8 protein-coding genes are annotated in these 19,611 nt (G+C 41.6%); 6 read left to right on the plus strand and 2 right to left on the minus strand.

Annotation, left to right across the window (positions count from 1 at the left end; translation table 11 throughout):
* The first annotated feature begins 242 nt into the window (after positions 1-242).
* The 5 genes from FHS10_RS25385 (at position 243) to FHS10_RS25405 (ending at position 12,672) form a co-directional block, all read left to right on the plus strand.
* Positions 243-2,633 carry an ABC transporter permease gene (locus FHS10_RS25385; RefSeq protein ID WP_259096573.1) on the plus strand — a complete coding sequence of 797 codons (2,391 nt, stop codon included), beginning with the start codon at positions 243-245 and terminating at the stop codon, positions 2,631-2,633.
* Positions 2,634-2,731: 98 nt separating this feature from the next.
* Positions 2,732-5,158 (plus strand): ABC transporter permease, encoded by a 2,427-nt coding sequence (locus FHS10_RS25390; RefSeq protein ID WP_259096575.1) that lies wholly within the window; start codon positions 2,732-2,734, stop codon positions 5,156-5,158.
* 119 nt (positions 5,159-5,277) lie between these two features.
* The gene (locus FHS10_RS25395; protein WP_259096577.1) at positions 5,278-7,653 is read left to right on the plus strand and encodes an ABC transporter permease; all 2,376 of its coding nucleotides are present in this window, start codon (positions 5,278-5,280) and stop codon (positions 7,651-7,653) included.
* Between the two features lie 135 nt (positions 7,654-7,788).
* Positions 7,789-10,167, plus strand: coding sequence for an ABC transporter permease (locus FHS10_RS25400; RefSeq protein WP_259096579.1), 2,379 nt, complete (start codon positions 7,789-7,791; stop codon positions 10,165-10,167).
* A gap of 108 nt (positions 10,168-10,275) precedes the next feature.
* The gene (locus tag FHS10_RS25405) at positions 10,276-12,672 is read left to right on the plus strand and encodes an ABC transporter permease (RefSeq protein WP_259096581.1); all 2,397 of its coding nucleotides are present in this window, start codon (positions 10,276-10,278) and stop codon (positions 12,670-12,672) included.
* A 134-nt stretch (positions 12,673-12,806) separates the two neighbouring features.
* Here FHS10_RS25405 and FHS10_RS25410 read toward each other — a convergent pair whose 3' ends face one another.
* Positions 12,807-13,952: a glycoside hydrolase family 18 protein gene (locus FHS10_RS25410; RefSeq protein ID WP_259096583.1), complete on the minus strand. Its 1,146-nt coding sequence runs from the start codon at positions 13,950-13,952 to the stop codon at positions 12,807-12,809.
* Between the two features lie 36 nt (positions 13,953-13,988).
* The gene (locus tag FHS10_RS25415; protein WP_259096585.1) at positions 13,989-15,164 is read right to left on the minus strand and encodes a DUF5009 domain-containing protein; all 1,176 of its coding nucleotides are present in this window, start codon (positions 15,162-15,164) and stop codon (positions 13,989-13,991) included.
* A gap of 352 nt (positions 15,165-15,516) precedes the next feature.
* Between FHS10_RS25415 and FHS10_RS25420 the strand changes: the two genes are divergently transcribed.
* A complete protein-coding gene (locus FHS10_RS25420) occupies positions 15,517-19,083 on the plus strand; it encodes a sensor histidine kinase (RefSeq protein WP_259096586.1) in 3,567 nt (1,188 codons plus the stop codon).
* The last annotated feature ends 528 nt before the right edge of the window (positions 19,084-19,611 follow it).

Raw genomic sequence — 19,611 nt, forward strand, 5'->3', positions numbered from 1 at the left:
GACCTGTATAGTTCATCTTAGGACTAACAGAATACCTTGTATAGTATTTACAGGATTTACTCACAAATCTGTATAGCTATTTCCGGACGGGTCATCTTTGACACAATCTGTACGCAACCGCACATCAAGTGTTTCACTATCGTACGGTTTTAAATAAAGTGTTTGTATTTAATTAACTGATTATTAGTTATTTATGTAATTGGTATGGCTTTTAACGTTATATTGGCATAAGCAATTTACCCATGTTAAAAAATTACCTCAAAATAGCCTGGAGAAACCTCATTAAACATAAGGTATTCTCGTTCATAAACGTAGGCGGTTTAGCAATTGGTGTGGCCGCGTTTTGGCTCATCAGCCTATATGTTGCCGATGAGTGGAGTTTTGACCGTTACAATACCAAGGCCGACCGCATTTTTCGCGTTGCGCAGCATGGTGCCTGGAACGGCGGCAAATTTAACCTGGCCGTTACTTCGCCGCCATACGCGCCGGCTTTAAAAAATGATTATCCCGAAGTTGAAGATGCCGTACGGATTGACGCCGAAGGTGGTGGCAAGATAATCTACGGCGATAAGCAGATGAATGAAGGCAATATGTTTTTTACCGATAATGCCGTTTTTAACATATTTACCTTCCATTTTTTATACGGCGATGCAGAATCGGCTTTGGCTAAACCACAAACTATTGTTTTAACTAAAACGCTGGCCATTAAATTATTTGGTGATGCCGAAAACGCCCTCAATAAAACCATCCAGATTGAAAACACGCCTACTTCAGTAACCGGTGTTATTGATGATGTGCCGGTAAACTCCCATTTCACCTTCCAGGCTTTGCGTTCGTTCCCCACTGGTTTTACCGGCAAATGGGGCAATTCAAACCTGTATACCTATGTATTGCTTAAAGATCATGACGATTATAAAAAGATCGAAGCTAATTCTGATGTTTTCTTTAATAAATACATTAAAGGCGATTTAGGTAAAATGACTTTTAGAATTGAATTGCAGCCGCTTACCGATATTCACCTTAAATCCAATTTAGATTATGAGATAGGTAGCAACGGCAATATCACTTATGTATATGTATTTAGTGTTGTGGCCTTATTGATCCTGGTTATCGCGGTTATCAACTATGTTAACCTTACCACGGCCCGCTCATCAGTAAGGGTGAAAGAAATTGGTGTGCGTAAAGTGATCGGATCGGGCAAAACCCAACTGATGGTAATGTTTTTTGCCGAATCTGTTTTACTTACTGTAATAGCTACACTGTTAGCCGGGGTGCTTATCCAGTTTGTGTTGCCATATTTTAACCAGTTATCGGGCAAAAACCTGGTGTTAACACAGTTTGGCTTAACTAAAACCATCATTGCTTTTGTAGTATTTTCATTTACCGCGGGTATGTTGAGCGGTTTATACCCGGCTTTGTTCCTGTCGGGTTTCAAAACTATATCTGCCATGAAGGGGCAATTGGGCAGCCAGGCATCTACCATATTATTCAGAAAATCATTAGTGGTATTCCAGTTTGTGATCACTATAGTAATGATAGCCGGTTCATGTATCATTTACCAGCAGCTTAATTTTGTGATGAATAAAGACCTGGGTTTCAACAAAGCGCAGGTACTTACTTTTCATATCCATGATAAATCTGCCCGGACCAAAATAGCTGCCATAAAGAGCCAGTTACTGCAAAATCCAGCTGTAGAAAGCGTAGGCATAGCCGGTAACCCCATCGGTAATAATGACATAGGTGGCGGCGATTTTAACTTAGGTGCTGATGGAAAAGTAAACCAGGACTCAAAAATTGTAGAGAACCTGGTGATTGATGAAGACTTTATCCCAACCCTGCAGATCAAAATGGATCAAGGCCGCAATTTTTCGCCAACCATGGCTACCGATCAAAAGCAATCTATCCTGGTAAACCAAACACTGGTAAAAGAGATGGGTTGGAAAGATGCCGTTGGCAAAGCCGTACGCACCGGGGTTGATGAAAAAGGGAATATCATTACGCAAACCATTATTGGTGTGGTTAAAGATTTTAACACCTATTCGTTGCAGCACAAGGTTTCGCCAATGGTATTGGAAATGCCCGCGCAGGCAAACGATGAAGATAATATGTACGTCCGTATAGCTAAAAACAATATCCCTGCAACACTCAATTATATCAGCAAGGTATATGGCCGGTTTGATATTGAAAGCAAGGTTGAGTACCATTTCCTTGATCAGAACTTTGCCAAACAATACCAATCTGAGCAAAAGCAGGGGAGTATCCTGTTCATCTTCACCGTCCTGGCTATCGGTATTGCCTGCTTAGGCTTATTTGGCCTGGTAACATTTACTGCCGAGCAGCGGGTTAAAGAAATAGGCATCCGTAAAGTTTTGGGCGCAAGTGTAACCTCTATAGTTGGCCTGTTGTCAAAAGACTTGATGAAGCTGGTATTGGTAGCCACCGTAATAGCGTCGCCGCTGGCCTGGTACGGTATGAGCAAATGGCTGCAAAGTTTTGCTTACCGGGTTGATATTCAATGGTGGGTATTTGCCATAGCCGGTATAGCCGCCGTATTGATAGCCTTTGTTACGGTAAGTTCACAATCGGTAAGGGCAGCCACAGCTAACCCGGCTAAGAGTTTAAAAAGCGAATAATTAACCATTAGGTCATTTGCTTCGCGTCATTAAGTCATTTTTTTTTGATTTTCAATGACTTAATGACGCGAAGCAGATGAACCAATTAACCAAATAAAATGATTAGAAATTATATAAAAACTGCATTCCGCACGCTCAGGAAAAACCTGGGCTTTACGGCTATTAATGTATTGGGCCTGGCCCTTGGCCTGGCAACCTGTTTGCTGATTGTTTTTTACGTGGTTGATGAGTTAAGCTACGACCGATACAATGTAAACGCCGATAGGATATTCCGCATTAATAACGACATTAAATTCGGTGGTAACGATCAATCATACGCCAGCTCGCCGGCACCTTTGGCAGCCGCTTTGGCAGCCGATATCCCGGAGGTAGAGAAATCTGTACGGTTGATAAATAAGTGGGGCTATAATGTTAAAAAGGGTAATCAAAATATCAAAGAAGATCACATGTTATTTGCCGATCCCTCTATTTTTGATGTTTTTACTTTACCCATGATAGCCGGCGAACCCAAAACCGCCCTGGTTGATCCACGTTGCGTGGTAATTAGCGAAACAGTGGCTAAACGTTATTTTAACAACCCTTTACAGGCAGTTGGCAAAACACTCACTTTCAATGACAGCGTGCTATTTAAAGTTACCGGCGTAATTAAAGATATACCAAAACAATCGCATTTTAATTTTGGCTTCTTTTTATCCATGAGTACCCTTGCCGAAAGCCGGGAAAATGCCTGGCTCAGCAATAATTTTAATACCTATGTTTTACTCAAACAAGGCGCCGATCCGCAGAAATTTAAAGCCAAATTACAATTACTGATGCGCAAATACGCCGGGCCGCAATTACAAAGCGTTTTACACGTCTCGTTTGACGAACTTAAAAAAGCCGGTAACAAATACGATCTTAATATAATACCACTAAAAGATATTCACCTTAAATCAAATTGTGTATCTGAATTAGCCCCGGGCGGCAATATCCTGTATGTGTACATATTTACGGCCGTTGCTATGTTTATTTTGCTGATAGCCTGCGTAAACTTCATGAACCTATCTACCGCCCGGTCATCCAACCGGGCGCGTGAGGTTGGGGTACGTAAAGTGTTAGGATCGCCGAGGAGCTCGCTCATCTTCCAGTTTTTGTCAGAGTCCGTGATGGTTACATTTATAGCAGCTGTTTTGGCCGTTATCGCGGCTTATTTATTCCTGCCCGCGTTTAATAATATGGCCGATAAATCCTTCTCTTTTAATGTAGCCTCATTAAGCTGGCTGGTGCCGGGTATGTTGGTAGCTGTATTAGTTATTGGCTGCATGGCGGGGTTTTACCCTGCGTTTTTTCTTTCGGCTTTTCAACCAATTGAAGTGTTAAAGGGCAAGCTGGCCAATGGTTTCAAAGGTAGCTGGCTCAGGAGTTTCCTGGTGGTTTTTCAATTTTCGATATCTATTTTCCTGATCATTGGTACATTGGTGATTTATAACCAGCTGCAATATATTCAGCATAAAGACCTTGGCTATAAACGCGACCAAATGATGGTAATTCACGGCACCTGGGATTTGGCTAACCAGGCCGCTACCTTCAAAAATGAGGTTAAGCAATTGCCTGGTGTGGTTAATGCCACCATGACCGGTTTTTTACCCACCATGGATTACCGCAACAGCAGCAGCTTGTTTCCAGATCGAAACCTTGATCAAAAGAAGGCATTACTGGCGCAAACCTGGACTACCGACGATGACTATATACCTACGCTTGGGTTAAAATTGGTTAAAGGTCGTAATTTTAGTAAGCAAATGGGTACCGATACCACCTCAATGATCATTAATGAATCTGCTGCACGATTAATGGGCATAACAGACCCTATCAACAAAATGTTATATGCCCCTCAAGATAATATGGCCAAAATTTGGAAGGGGTATCGCATTATTGGAATAATCAAAGATTTTAACTTCAGCTCGTTAAAAGACAATATTGGTCCGGTGGTATTGATGTACGGCAGGGATCAGGGTGCATTAAGTGTGAAGGTGAATACTGCCAATATAACCACGTTAATGGGCCTTATCAAAAATAAATGGAAAGCGATAGCGCCCAACCGGGAGTTTAACTACTCTTTTATGGACCAGGATTTTGATGCCACTTACCGCGCCGAGCAGCGCATGGGGACCATAGCCATTGTATTTACGTCGTTGGCTATCATTATTGCCTGTTTGGGCTTGTTTGGCCTCGCTGCCTACGCTGCAGAGCAACGCGGTAAAGAGATAGGTATCCGTAAAGTGTTGGGTGCCGAAGTAAGCACCATAGTAGCCATGCTATCAAAAGAATTTATGAAACTGGTACTGATATCCATTGTGTTTGCGACGCCACTGGCCTGGCTGGCTATGAATCAATGGTTGCAAAGTTTTGCATACAGGCAAAATATCCAATGGTGGGTATTAGCGCTATCGGCGTTCCTGGCCATTTTTATAGCCTTTGTAACCATCAGCTTTCAATCAATCAAAGCAGCGGTAACCAACCCGGTGAAAAGTTTGAGATCAGAATAGATTTTAGTCATTAGGTCATTTGCTTCGCGTCATTAAGTCATTGAACTTTTAGAATGACTTAATGACCAAATGACTCAATGACAGTTTACCAATGAACATTGAACCAATGAACTACTAACATGATACGTAATTATTTCAAAATTGCCTGGCGGAGCCTTTATAAGCAAAAGGCTTTTTCGCTTATTCATATCCTGGGTTTAACCATGGGTATTACAGTTTGCCTGATGATATTCCTGTATATTATGAATGAGTTTAGTGTAGATAAATTTCATAAGCAGGGCAAAAATATTTACCGGGTTATGCGTGGCTTTGATCCGGCACAACCAATGGTACCATACCTATCGGCACCATATGCGCCAGCTTTGCTGAATGATTATCCGCAGGATATAAAAATGGCTGTACGTGTATCGCCTCAAAATAACCTGGTATCATTTGGCGAAAAAGCTTTTAACGAAAAAAAGGTGTATGCGGTAGATGCCGGCTTTTTTAAGCTTTTTACCTTCCCGCTCATCAAGGGCAACGGTGCCACAGCTTTGGACAATCCCAACAGCGTGGTGCTGACCGAAACAACCGCTAAAAAATATTTCGGCTCTGTTGACAATGCCATGGGCAAAGTGGTACAGTTTGATAAGCAGCTCAACCTAAAGGTTACCGGCGTGGCTAAAGATGTGCCGTCAAACTCGCACCTCGATTTTGATATGGTGATGCCTATTTCCAACTATACCAAATACCCAGCCTACAATGTGTGGATTAACAACGGCCTGTTTGTTTACGTGCTTTTAAATGAACATACCAATCCTGCATCACTTGTAAGCCGTTTTACCCGGTTTATGGATAAGTACATGGGGAAGGATATGCAGAAATTCGGGGCAAAATTTGATTTGAACCTTACACCGCTTAATGATATCTATTTTGAGCCATACTCGGCTTTTGATAACGTGAAGCATGGCGATAAAACCGTGGTATTCATTTTTATATCGATAGCGGCGCTTATCATGCTCATTGCCTGCATCAACTTTATGAACCTGGCCACCATAAGGGCGGTTGAGCGTTCAAAGGAGGTAGGTATGCGCAAGGTGATGGGTGCGCTACGCAACCATTTGATATGGCAGTTCATCGGCGAATCACTTATGCTGGCGCTGATCTCCTGCGCGTTATCAATTGGGTTGTTATTGCTGCTGATGCCTTATTACAACCAATTACTGGGTTATAATTTAACAGTATCGTGGAATAGCGCGCCTATCTGGTTATTTCTTTTTGGGGTGATACTGGTGGTGGGCTTTTTAGCAGGAAGCTACCCTGCGATATTTATGTCGGCATTTTCGCCTATCCAGGCTTTAAAAGGCAAATTGAAACTGGGTAAAGGAGGCAGCATTTTCCGCGAATCGCTGGTGGTGCTGCAATTCAGTATTTCGGTGATGCTCATCATTGGTACCATTGTTATTGTTAACCAGATGCATTACATCAAAAGTAAATCATTAGGTTACGATAAAGAGCAAACGTTAGTCATCAAAATAGATAATAACGACATTTATGACCACCGCCTTGCGTTTAAAAACGAATTGCAAAATTCGGGCGCGGTGTCATCAGTCTCCCTGATGTCGGGCGAGCCGGGCGGATTTTATGACGTACACGCCTTTGACGCCGAGGGACAACAGGCAATATTTAAGTCGCGTACTGAGTTTGCCGACTTTGAATATGTAAAAACGCTTGGCCTCAAGTTAATTGCCGGGCGCGATTTCTCGCCATCATTTGCTACCGATACCACAGCCTCGGTATTAATCAATCGTACTTGCGCCAAAGAATTAGGCTTTTCGCCTCAGCAAGCCATTGGTAAATGGATAAAAAACAGGGGCAGGGACGATAAAAAACGTAATATAATAGGGGTTATTGAAGATTTTAATTTCCTCTCCCTTAAAGAAAATATGGATGCCCTGGTAATATCGCCAAGTGAGGATAGGCGTGTAGTAGTAATCAAACTAAAACCAGGCAATATCCCCGCGTCTGTGAAAGCCGTTAAAGATGCGTATGCCAAAGTAGCCCCGGTTTATCCGTTTGAGTATACTTTTTTAGATCAGAAATTTGATACCACCTATAAAACCGATATCAGGCAGCAAACCATGCTAACCATTTTTTCGGGACTGGCCATTTTTATTGCCTGTTTAGGTTTATTCGGACTGGCTTCATTTACCGCCGCAAAACGAACTAAAGAAATTGGCGTGCGAAAGGTACTTGGCTCATCGGTACAAAACATACTGATCCTGATTTCAAGAGATCTATTGAAACCGGTTTTACTGGCTACAGTAATAGCTATGCCAATTGGCTATTACTGTATGAACAAGTGGCTGCAAAGCTTCGCCTATAAAACCTCGCTTCATTGGTGGATCTTTGTTTTGGCGGCCTTTTTAACTTTTGTGATCGCGTTGGTTACCATTAGCTTTCAATCGCTAAAAGCGGCGCTGATGAACCCGATAAAGAGTTTGAGATCAGAATAGTTGGTTCATTTGTTCACTGGTTCATTAGTTCATTGGTCTGGATGCAGACGCTGGCGGCGACGCAAGGACTTTAGAGTTTTTTAATTAAGATTTAGAGTTTAACAATTTGAATTTCAGATATTAAAATTTAGCAGTATGAATACAAAATTAGCGTGGCGTAATTTAAAAAAGAATAGACTTTATGCATTTATAAATGTGTTGGGTTTAACAGTGGGGATTGCCAGTTGCCTGCTTATTGGCATTTATATAAAGCATGAAACAAGCTATGATAACTTTCATGTTAATGCTGATAGAATAGTACGTGCTACCATGGAGTATGAACACTCAAACGGGGCGCAGCATATAGCTGTTACCGGTACCAAGGCCGGGCCGCAGTTAAAACGTATGTTCCCAAAGGTTGAGGCATTTGTACGTACTTTGAAAAGCGCGGCGGTAGTGAGTTATAACGACAAAGTGTTTGAGGAAAATAGTCTCTTATATGCCGATCCGAATTTTTTTAGTGTGTTTTCATTTAAATTGATAGCCGGCGATGCAGGATCTGTTTTGAGTTCCGCGGATAAGGTTGTAATTACCCAAAACGCTGCTGAGAAATATTTTGGCCACCAGGATGCATTGGGTAAAATCTTAAAAATAGGATCAAAAACATATACCGTTTCGGCTATTACAGCTAATGTTCCCTCAAATTCGCAAATCCAATACGATTTTGTGCTGCCATTTAGCTTATACATGGATAGGCAAGGCCCCGAACAATGGTGGTCGGCTAATAACATGACTTATTTGTTGTTAAATAGCAAGGATGATATCGCGCCGTTACAGCAGCAGATAAAAGCATACATGAACGATGTAAGTAAAAACGAATTAAAAATGACTGGGCGCGAGTACCTGACCTTTGATATCCAGGCATTAAAAGATGTGCATTTGTTTGGCAATATGCCTGATGAATTTGAGCCCGGAGGCAGCATTACTTACATTTATATTATGCTGGCCGTAGCCTTGCTGATACTGCTGATAGCTTGCGTTAACTACGTAAACCTGGCTATTGCCCAATCATCAGGCCGTGGTGCCGAAATTGGCGTACGTAAAGTAATGGGGGCCGGCCAGGGCGAACTTTTCTGGCAATTTATAACGGAGTCGGTTTTCACCACAATCATCGCGTCTGTTTTGGCTTTGGCGCTTGCAGCGTTTGTATTGCCATTATTCAATAACATTTCGGGCAAACAATTGCTGCCATCGGCTTTTTTAAATCCGGTAATCCTCGTTGGGTTGCTGGTGTTAAGTGTTTTTATCGGTTTTGCTGCAGGGGCCTATCCTGCCATATTATTATCTGGTGCTAAATTGGTTAAAATACTTAAATCGGGTTTTTCATTTACTTCCGGGCAAAATGTACGTAAGTCGTTGATTGTGTTCCAGTTTGCAATTTCCATTTTCCTGATCATTTCAACGGTTGTGATTTTGCAGCAATTATCCTATATCCGTAACAAGGATGTGGGCTACAACAAAAGTAATGTGGTAGTGTTGCCTATCGACTCCAAAATACAACCCCAGCTTGATGCCATTAAAAAAGCGATAAGCCTGGTGCCCGGTGTACAGCAAGTGGCAGCAGCCAATAACGAACCCATTAACGTTGGCTGGGGCGATGTAATTAAAACCAACGACGGCAAAAAGATCTCAGTAAACGCCATTCCTGTTGATGAAAATTTTATAAAAACTATCCAGCTAAAGCTGATAGCAGGCAGCGATTATACCCATGCCGACCTGATGACGCTTGATACCGCCAATCAATACAAAAACTACCGCTATTCCTTTATTCTGAACGAGTCGGCAGTAAAAGCGCTTGGATGGACACCGGAGCAAGCTATAGGAAAAACCATTAACAAAAACGCGCCTGGTGTTATTAAAGGCGTTGTAAAGGATTTTAACTTTAAAACCTTTCATGATCCTATTACGCCATTGATCCTGTTTCTTAACGACGATCAGTTATACAACATGTTTGTAAGGGTAAACGGTAACAACACCGCCGCAACCATTGCCGCATTAGGCAAGGTATGGAAAAGCCGCATCAGTCACCGCCCGTTTGATTATCGCTTTTTGGATGACGATTATGATGCCTTATACCGTACCGAGCAACGTACAGCTGGTGTATTTACAACATTTTCGGTACTGGCCATTTTACTGGCTTGTTTGGGGTTATTTGCAATTACTGCCTTTGCAGTAGTACAGCGTACCAAAGAGATTGGCATCCGCAAAGTATTAGGGGCAAGCATCGCCAACATTATCCTGTTGATAGCCAAGGATTTTTTAGCTTTAGTGGTTGTAGCTACCATCATCGCATCGCCAATAGCCTGGTACATATCCAGCAAATGGCTACAGGATTTCGCCTATCGAATTGATATTCACTGGTGGGTGTTTATTGCCACAGGCGCAGCGGCATTACTGGTGGCGGCCCTAACGGTAAGTATCCAATCAACTAAAGCCGCACTGGCAAACCCGGTTAAAAGTCTTAAAACGGAATAGAACGTCATTGGGTCATTTGCTGCGCGTCATTGAGTCATTTTAAATGTTCAATATCATGCCAGTGATCTAATGACGTGCAGCAAATGACCATTAATCCAATGAACTAACATGATAAAGAATCACATCAAAATAGCGTTCCGCAGTTTAAGCAGAAACAAGGGCTTTTCTTTTATAAACATCACGGGGTTAGCTGTTGGGCTGGCGGTTTGTATCATGATTATGCTGTACGTAACGCATGAGATGAGTTATGATACCTTTCACAAAAACGGCAAACGGATCTACAACCTGCGTGCATCTATAAAAACGGGCGGCAATGTGATGAACATGGCGTCGTTAAGCTATGCTGCCGGGCCCATTGTACAACAAAATAATCCGGTAGTTGAAAGCTATATGCGCACGCTGGCTTATTTCAGGCCAACGGTGGTAAGTAATCCCAAATCGCCCGAAAATAAATTTGCCGAAAGTAAGCTGCTATTTGCTGATGCTGGTTTTTTTGATTTTTACTCGTTTAAACTATTAACCGGTCAGACTTCCGAAGCGCTTAAAGCGCCATTCTCGGTAGTTATTTCAAGGGATATGGCTAAAAAATATTTTGGCGATGCTAACCCGGTGGGGCAAACTATCACCATAAAAACAGATAGCGCTTATACCTACCACATCACCGGTATTGCCGAAAACGCGCCATCAAATTCCTCTATCGATTTTAATTTTGTGGCCTCCACAAAAAGCCTGCTGGCCATGAAAGAGGCATCGATGTATACCGGATCGCAGGAAATTAGTTTCGGTTCGTTCAATTTGAATTTGCTTTTAAAACATACAGCAGATACCGCCGAATTAAGGCACAACCTGCAGGCTATGGCCAAAAAAGACAAAATCTTTGATGAAACCTTTTACACGTTATCGCCCATTGAAGATACCCACCTGCACATGAACTTTGGCGATTCGTCAAATACCAAATATTTGAAGATCTTCCCTTTGGTGGCGGTGCTCATCCTGCTTTTGGCTTTGGTGAATTACATGAGCCTTTCAACTGCAAGGGCAACGCTGCGTGCCAAAGAAGTAGGCGTGCGTAAAGTATCTGGCGCCAGCAGGAGTAGTATAGCCACGCAATTTTATGTTGAGTCGGCATTGTTTGCTGGTATCTCCTTTGTATTGGGGTATTGCCTGTGTTACCTGTGCAAGCCCTGGTTTTTAGATGTACTTCAATTAAAAATAGATAATTCATTTTTATACAGCCCAACCGTGCTGCTTTGTTTGTTCGCTTTATTGTTTATAACCGTTTTAATAGCCGGCAGTTATCCATCACTGGTGCTATCGGCATTTAAACCGGTGGTTACATTAAAAGGTAAAATGAGTAAACAGGCAGGTGGTACCGCGGTTCGTAAGGTATTCACCACGCTGCAGTTTGCCATATCGGTAGGATTGATCATTTGCGGTATCATCATTGACAGGCAATTATATTATTTCCGGCATACAGATACCGGCATCAACCGCGAAAATGTGGTAATGCTACCCGTAAGTACTACAGCAGTAAAAAACTACGGCGCCCTTAAAAAGGACATTAGCGAATTGGCTGGTATCAGCAAAATTGCCACATCGCATTACGCGTTGTATAAAGGCTATGATATGTTTTTTGTAGCTGGCAAAAACAAAAGCGACCAAAGCGTAGGCGTAGCCAACTTAATGGGCGATAAAGAGTTTACTTCTGTCCTCGATCTTAAATGGAAATATCCGCCAACGCAAATCACTGATATTGTTGGTCGCGATAAAGTGGTGATCAATGAACTGGCTATCGAAAAATTGCACCTGCCGGCCAATCCGGTTGGAACGTTTCTGAGTGATGGCAACAATAAATTCCAGGTAGTAGGGGTGCTCAAAAACTTTAATTTTACATCCATGGCCGATGAAATGAAGCCGCTCGCTTTATTTACCCTTGCAGACACTTCGTCGCTTTGGAAACGTACCGGCTGTAATATTTTTGTTAAGATAGCTGCACACACTAATTTACCGTCACTGCTTAATAAAATGCAAGGCATCTATAAAAAGTACGATCAGGATACGCCTTTTAATTACACGTTTATGGATGATGCCTTTAACCAGCAATATAAAGCAGAAGACCGTCTTGCTGCCATTTTTAGTCTGTTCACCTATATCACCGTGATCCTGGCCACTATGGGCTTGTTTGGCCTGGCTGCATTTACCATTGAACAGCGCACTAAAGAGATCGGTATTCGCAAAATATTAGGTGCAAGCCTGGCAAAAATAGGCACCCTGCTATCAATAGATTTTCTGAAACTGGTTTTCTTATCGGTAATTATCGCCTCGCCAATAGCCTGGTGGGCAATGCACAACTGGCTGCAAAACTTTGCCAACCGCATTGCTATACCGTGGTGGGTATTCACCCTGGCCGGGGTTATCGCTATGCTAACAGCTATTATTACCATTAGCTACCATGCTATTAAAGCGGGGCTGGCAAACCCGGTAGATAGTTTGAGGAGCGAGTAAGGGCCTCACCCAAACCCTCTCCAAAGGAGAGGGCTTTAAGAGAATAGTTCAAAATAAGGTTTCTTAAAACCTGCAAATGAAAAGTCTCCGAGATTATCGCTTATTATTTTCAGCGCTCATGAGGGCTATGCCGTTTAGAGGGGGTGAAGGCCTAATTTCTCATCTATCGCATTTAGCAAATACTCCTTTTTGTCATCGGCGTATTCCCAAAACATTACGCCTCCCATTTTATGGTCTATCATGTACTGGCATTTGTTGGTAACCGACCATTCGTCGTCGAAGCTTACAAATTGTTTGGTGGCTGCGTTAAACAGGTAAGGCGCCGCGGCTGTACTATCCCGGTAATAGGTAAAACCGTTTTTGTTGATCACACTATCCTTCAGACGACTATACCCGCCAACCCAAACATGTTGATAAGCTTTCATCCCCAGGCCATTTTGAGCCGAATCTGTAACCATTTCCGACCGGCCGTAGAAAGCCATTCCCATCACCAGTTTGGCGGCTGGCACCCCCGCTTTAATATATTCATTTACCGCGTTATCGGCCGAGTTTTCGGTGTTGTATTTATTGGATGCAAACAGGTTTGTATGGTGTACAGCTATACCTGTCTTGTTCTGAAAATAATCATACGTCATCAGGTTAATATAATTAAGGTATAGCGCGGCCTTGCCCATTTCGGTATGGTCAAGAAAACGTTTAAAGCCGCCGGTTGCCGCGGTGAGTAATTTTTTATTACCGGTTTCTTTTTCAAGGGCATCAAGTTCGGCTCTCAGTGCCTTAAACATCAGGGTATAGTTACCGCCGTCTTCTTCACGTACCACATTGTTATCACCTTGCAGGCCGGGGTATTCCCAATCTATATCCACGCCATCCAAATTATATTTGCGGATAATATCAACCGCGCTTGCTGCGAAAGCCCGGCGTGAGGTGTCTGTTAATGCAGCGTCAGAGAAATTTTTACTCCAGGTCCACCCGCCTATGGAGATGAGGATCTTTAAAGCCGGATTTTTCTTTTTGAGCAGTACCAGGTTGCGAAAATTGATGGTATCGGTGCGTTCATGCGCCAGCCAGGCCCTGTTGTTACGCACATTTACAAAAGCATAGTTGATGTGTGTGAGTTTGCCGGGGTTAACAATGCCCATGTCGGCAACGCCCTTATAACCGCCAACGTAGCCAATTACTACGTATTTGTGTTTAACCTGTGCCTGTACAGTAATAGCCGTAAATAGCAATGCTGTTAAGCAAAACAGGATGCTTTTTTTTAAAGAAGAAATATTCATTTTAGGTTTATAAATTGTGAGATAGGATGTAGGGTATTATATTTTTAGACGGATGCGTTTCTTTTCCATCAAACCAACAAGGGCTATCAGTATAAAAGCTGTAGCCATGCTACGTGCCAGGCCTATAGTGCCATTGTTGAGTGTTTTGGGGTAGCGTACATCAAACAGCATTAATATAAAAACCTGGTAATAAGGCATCAGATAACAGGTAAGCGTGCTGGTACCGGCAGGCCAAATGGCTTTAAACCAATTTCTTTTGCCTTTAACGTCAACCAGAAATATCATCAGCTCAAATACAATAATGGTGATGCCGCTACAAATAAAGATCCACGCAGGAGTGGAGTGGATTTTGGAAATACCCTCGGCATAGGGGCGAATCAATAAGCCCAGCGCTATCATGAGTACGCCCGTAACGCCAAATATTACCCAAAGCAATTGCGTTTTGCCTTTGGCTACCAATAAGGCGTAAACTTCAGAGATCATTACCCCGCCCATGATCAGGCTAACAGCTGATGCATCACCCAATAATGGGATCTTAAAGTTGATCACATCGGTATGCTTGCCTATATTGATGGCTACAAACAGGGCCAGGAAACCTGCAAGATAGCTTATTTTGCCTTTAACCAGCAGGTAAACCAGGGCACATACCAGGTAAGCCCAGCCAATGATGCCCAAAATACCCCACCATGAAGGACGCATGCCATGTATTTCGCCATCCTCGCCTCCTTTATAAATTATTGCCATGGCGATAAGCAAAGCGATGCCAATCCCCATTAAAGTGTAGCGTTTGGTTTTGGCCATAGTCTCGGGATAATCCAGCCAGATGAGGAAGAACCCGGTTGTAATAATGATGGCCCAAAGGGCTTTGGGTATAATAGCAGCTGCGTTGCTATAGCTTTCAAGGTTTACATGAAAAAAGCCCATGATAATGAGCGCCGCGCTGCGGGTAAGGATATAAATGAGTATAGATGAAAAAGATTCGCCCTTATTCAACCTGTTTTTTATAGCGAAGGGCAGCGATAACCCAACTATAAACAGAAACGCCGGGAAAATGGTATCGGCAAAACCCATAGCATCGACCTCGCCATCGGCATGATCTATCCAGGCAGGGATGTGCTTTACGCCGCTGGCATCATTTACAAAAATCATCAGCAACATGGTGATGGCGCGCAAAACATCAATGGATAAAAGGCGTTTAGGGAGTTTGTTCATATTTCGGAGGTCGGAGTTTTGATTTCGGATTTGCTGCTTTGTGCAAAACTGGTTGCTCTATCTTTCGTTAACAAAGCTATAAGGTAATGTTATTGCCCGGCATTAGCAAGCCCCTACATTACTACTACCTTATTGAAACACTAATAATTTGGAGTATAAATCTATCCTGATAAATTGGTGCAAAAGCATTCTTACGAAGTAGTATAGCTGGCTTTTATTTAAAAAAATAAACTACGGTAATTGATGCCCGCTTTTATTGTTAATTGTGGTGATCAATTTTTGTTATTTTTATAACCGATATCTACCTTACTGGCCTTTAAATCATGTATAAATGGTTAAATCGTTTACTTTCTTGAAAACCTACGTCTTAAAATTGTGTTTACTCGCATTTACAGTGTGTTTAAGCGGTGTGCTATATGCCCAGGGAGGCCATCTTTATTTCGATCACCTTGATGTGAAAAAAGGTTTGCCCGAAAGCACTGGTCGTGTAATTAAGGAAGATAATGAAGGTTACATCTGGATAGCCACACAAAATGGTTTGGTTAGATATGATGGTTACCAATGCAAAGTTTATAACCTTGGTAATTTAAACACCAATACCTATTCTTCAACCAATGTGCTTAGTTTATTGTTAGATAGACGGGGCAATCTTTGGGCAACTACCATCAGTAACGGTATTTTTCAATATAACAGGGAAACAGATTCATTTAAGCATTTTGCATATCCCACTGATGGAAAGATAGCCACTTTTACAATGGATGCCGTAGATAATGACAACAATATCTGGGGGCATATCCGTTCTATCGGATATGGAGTTTCTGTGGTAAAGTTTAATACATTATCTGGCATTTTTGAATACTTCGGAATAAGAGAAAAAGGAAATAATTACATCAACGCATCATTAATTTATGAAGCTTATGCCAGCGTATCAGGAAAAATATGGCTAAGCAGCAATAACGGTATTTACCGGTACAATGGGCCAGGGAAGGCATTAACAGGTTTTATGACTAATGCTGATACCTCCAAGCAAAGACATGTAAACCCCATATATGAAGCCAGATCCGAACCTGGCGTTTTTTGGCTGAATACATTTCACGGTTATAATATTGATTTACGCATTACCCGTTTTGACAGCCGCGATAATAGCATTAAGGAATATCTGCCATCAAACAAGCCCGATAGTGTTTTATCTACAGCAGTTTACAGTATCTACGAAGATAAAAACAAGCAGCTATGGTTTGCCACCGATAATGGCTTGTCAAAATATGACAGGAAAGCAAATAAATTCACCAACTATATACCTGATGGCCCTTTAGAGTCGCCGGATCAAAACCATCTTGAAGCATTTAGGGAAACTAAAGATGGTAATTTATGGCTTACATTTCCATCGGGCCTGGTTTATTTTGAACCACGTACAGGCAATTTCACCCGGTACGGAACCAATGCAGCAGAAGCTGGTACACTTAGCAAAACACAGGTAATAGCAAAAATGGTCGATCGTACCAATGTACTTTGGGCGGGCTTTAATGAAGCGGGTGTAAACAGGGTTAATAAGTTAAAAAGTGCGTTTAAACTTTATAAGGATATTGTTGGTAACGTAACCAGTTACCCCGGTAGTAAATATGTGGCCGGCAACAATAACAAAGACTATAGCTATATTTCAAACAGCCAGGGTATTTACAAGTTTTTCACAGCTACCGGTGCGTTAGAAAAAATGTATTCGCCGGATGAAGGTTATATCTACCTTAGCAAGGTTTGTGTTGGACTTAACGGCGCACTGTATATTGGCGGTTCAAATGGTCTTTATGTTTATAACACTGTTACCGGCAAAAGAGAACATTACTATCACAACGAAAAGGACTCGACTTCAATAAGCAGCAGCTTTATCAATAACTTATACCAGGATCGTGAAGGAGTTGTTTGGCTTGGTAATGCCGATGAAAAGGGTTTATGTTCATTTAACCCTCAAACAAAAAAAATCACAAGGTATCCTTACCGGCCTTTTAATGCAACGGCAACCGGCCAAAGTAGTGGCGCTTTAAACGATGGTAAAATACTGGCTATTTTTGAAGATAATAAGGGCGTTTTATGGATAGGCACAAATAATGGTGGCCTCAATCGTTTTGACCGGAAAACACAAAAGTTTACCTCATATTTTGATACCAATAATCATACTGCATTTTGCGTTGATGATGTATACCAGGATAGTTATGGCAGGCTTTGGGTTGGTACCTATTTAAACGGTGTATACATATTCGATAGCGAAAAAGGGGTATTTACACATCACTTTAGTGAAAGTAATGGTTTGTTGTTTAACTCAAATATGGGTATCAGCGAGGATAGCTCTGGCCGTATCTGGGTTTTAACAGAACGTGGCCTGTCGCGTATTGACCCTAAAACATTTGCTATTCACAACTTTAATATCGAAAGCTTTTTACCGGGCAACGATGTAATTCGCAGCCTATCCGGCTTATTTAAGATATCGGGCGGGAAATTCGCTTTTATGTTAAGCGGTGGCTTAACGGTATTTGATCCTAACAGTCTGAATGATAACCCATATCCGCCAATAGTACATATAGAAAATTTAACCTATAATGATCCGCTTGCCAATAGTAAAGCAGCTACCCGGGTTGTAACATTCGGCCGCAAATCTGTTGAGCTCAAATACAACGAGAACCGTATTGAGTTTAACTATATAGGCCTTCAATTTGACGATCCTTTAAAAAATACCTACGCCTATAAATTGGATGGTTATGATAAAAACTGGATTCAGGCGGGTACACAGCGCAGTGTTACCTATACTAATTTGCCGGCCGGTACTTACACTTTCCATGTAAAGGCAGCTAACAGTGATGGTGTATGGAGTAATCATGGAGATAGCATCCAGGTGATAATCCTTTCGCCATGGTGGTCGAGGTGGTGGGCATGGTTGCTTTATGTTGCTGTGTTTGCCTTTGTGGTGTACTCATATATTAATTATCGCCAGCGTCATTTAAAGGAAGAAAATCAGTTGTTAGAGGAAAAGATCAACGAACGAACTCTGGAGCTAAGCGAGGCTAATAAAGCCCTGAGTGAGCAAAGCGAGGAAATAACCGCCCAGCGGGATCAATTGGCCGATACCGTAAACGAACTGAAAACTACGCAACAGCAGTTGGTACAATCAGAAAAGCTGGCCTCTTTAGGCGAATTAACGGCGGGTATAGCCCATGAAATCCAAAACCCGTTAAATTTTGTGAACAATTTTAGCGAGGTAAGTATAGAGTTAACCGCCGAAATGAAAGAAGAGCTTACCGGGGGTAACGTAGAGGAAGCCGTTGCCTTGGCCGACGACATTGAGCAAAACCTGCAAAAGATATTACACCATGGCAAACGGGCCGATGCCATTGTTAAAAATATGCTGCAGCATTCGCGTAACAATTCGGGCGATAAACAAGCCACGGATATCAACGCTCTTGCCGATGAATATTTGCGTTTGGCATATCATGGCCTCCGGGCAAAGGATAAATCGTTTAATGCAACACTGGTAACCAAATTTGACGAAGGCCTGCCCAAAATAACCGTCATCCCACAAGATATAGGCAGGGTATTACTTAATATGTTTAACAATGCCTTTTACGCGTTGCAACAAAAGCAAAAAAACGCCGCCACCGATTATAAACCTACGCTGAGCATCTCAACCTCAACAAAAGATAATATGGTTGAAATTTCGGTTAAAGATAATGGTACCGGTATGCCGCCGCATATTAAATACAAAATTATGCAGCCATTTTTTACCACCAAACCAACAGGAGAGGGTACGGGCTTAGGGCTTTCACTAAGTTATGATATTGTAGTAAAAGGGCATAGCGGTAGAATTGATGTATTAACCCAGGAAGGTGAAGGGACGGAATTTGTCATAAGTCTGCCTTTGGGGATTTAGGATTTTTAATTATGGTATTTTACAACGTAGTTAAAAACCTTTCTGCCAATGTTCCCATTTTCGTCAATGCCTTCTCAATAACTATGCGGTAATTTCCGGGGCCATCGGCATTGTAGTAGTTCAAAGATCCATATTCTTCGTTGTTTGCTGTAGCGCGCTATCGAAGAAAACTATACAGTTTTTTAATTAGTATATTTTATACAATAACAAAATTTAACATATGAAATTCTATATGTATTTTATCAAATTTTTCAATTTTATTGATATATCTTATTTAATTTTTTAGTAGAAACATAATTTGTGTTATTTTTTATAATAATTCTATACCATATATAGTTTAATTATGTAAAATTCATAAAAAATTTATCTTTGATTTGTTTATTCTTCAAGTAATTTTTAATAAATAACAAAAAATATTAAAATAAATTCAATAAAAATCATGTAATAGTTTGAAAAGTTGATATTTAACAAGGAATTAACGTTATATTGTGATTCAATCAAAATAATTTATCAACCAATCAAACAAAA

It is taken from the genome of Mucilaginibacter dorajii (assembly GCF_024808255.1).
Classification (GTDB): Bacteria; Bacteroidota; Bacteroidia; order Sphingobacteriales; family Sphingobacteriaceae; genus Mucilaginibacter; species Mucilaginibacter dorajii.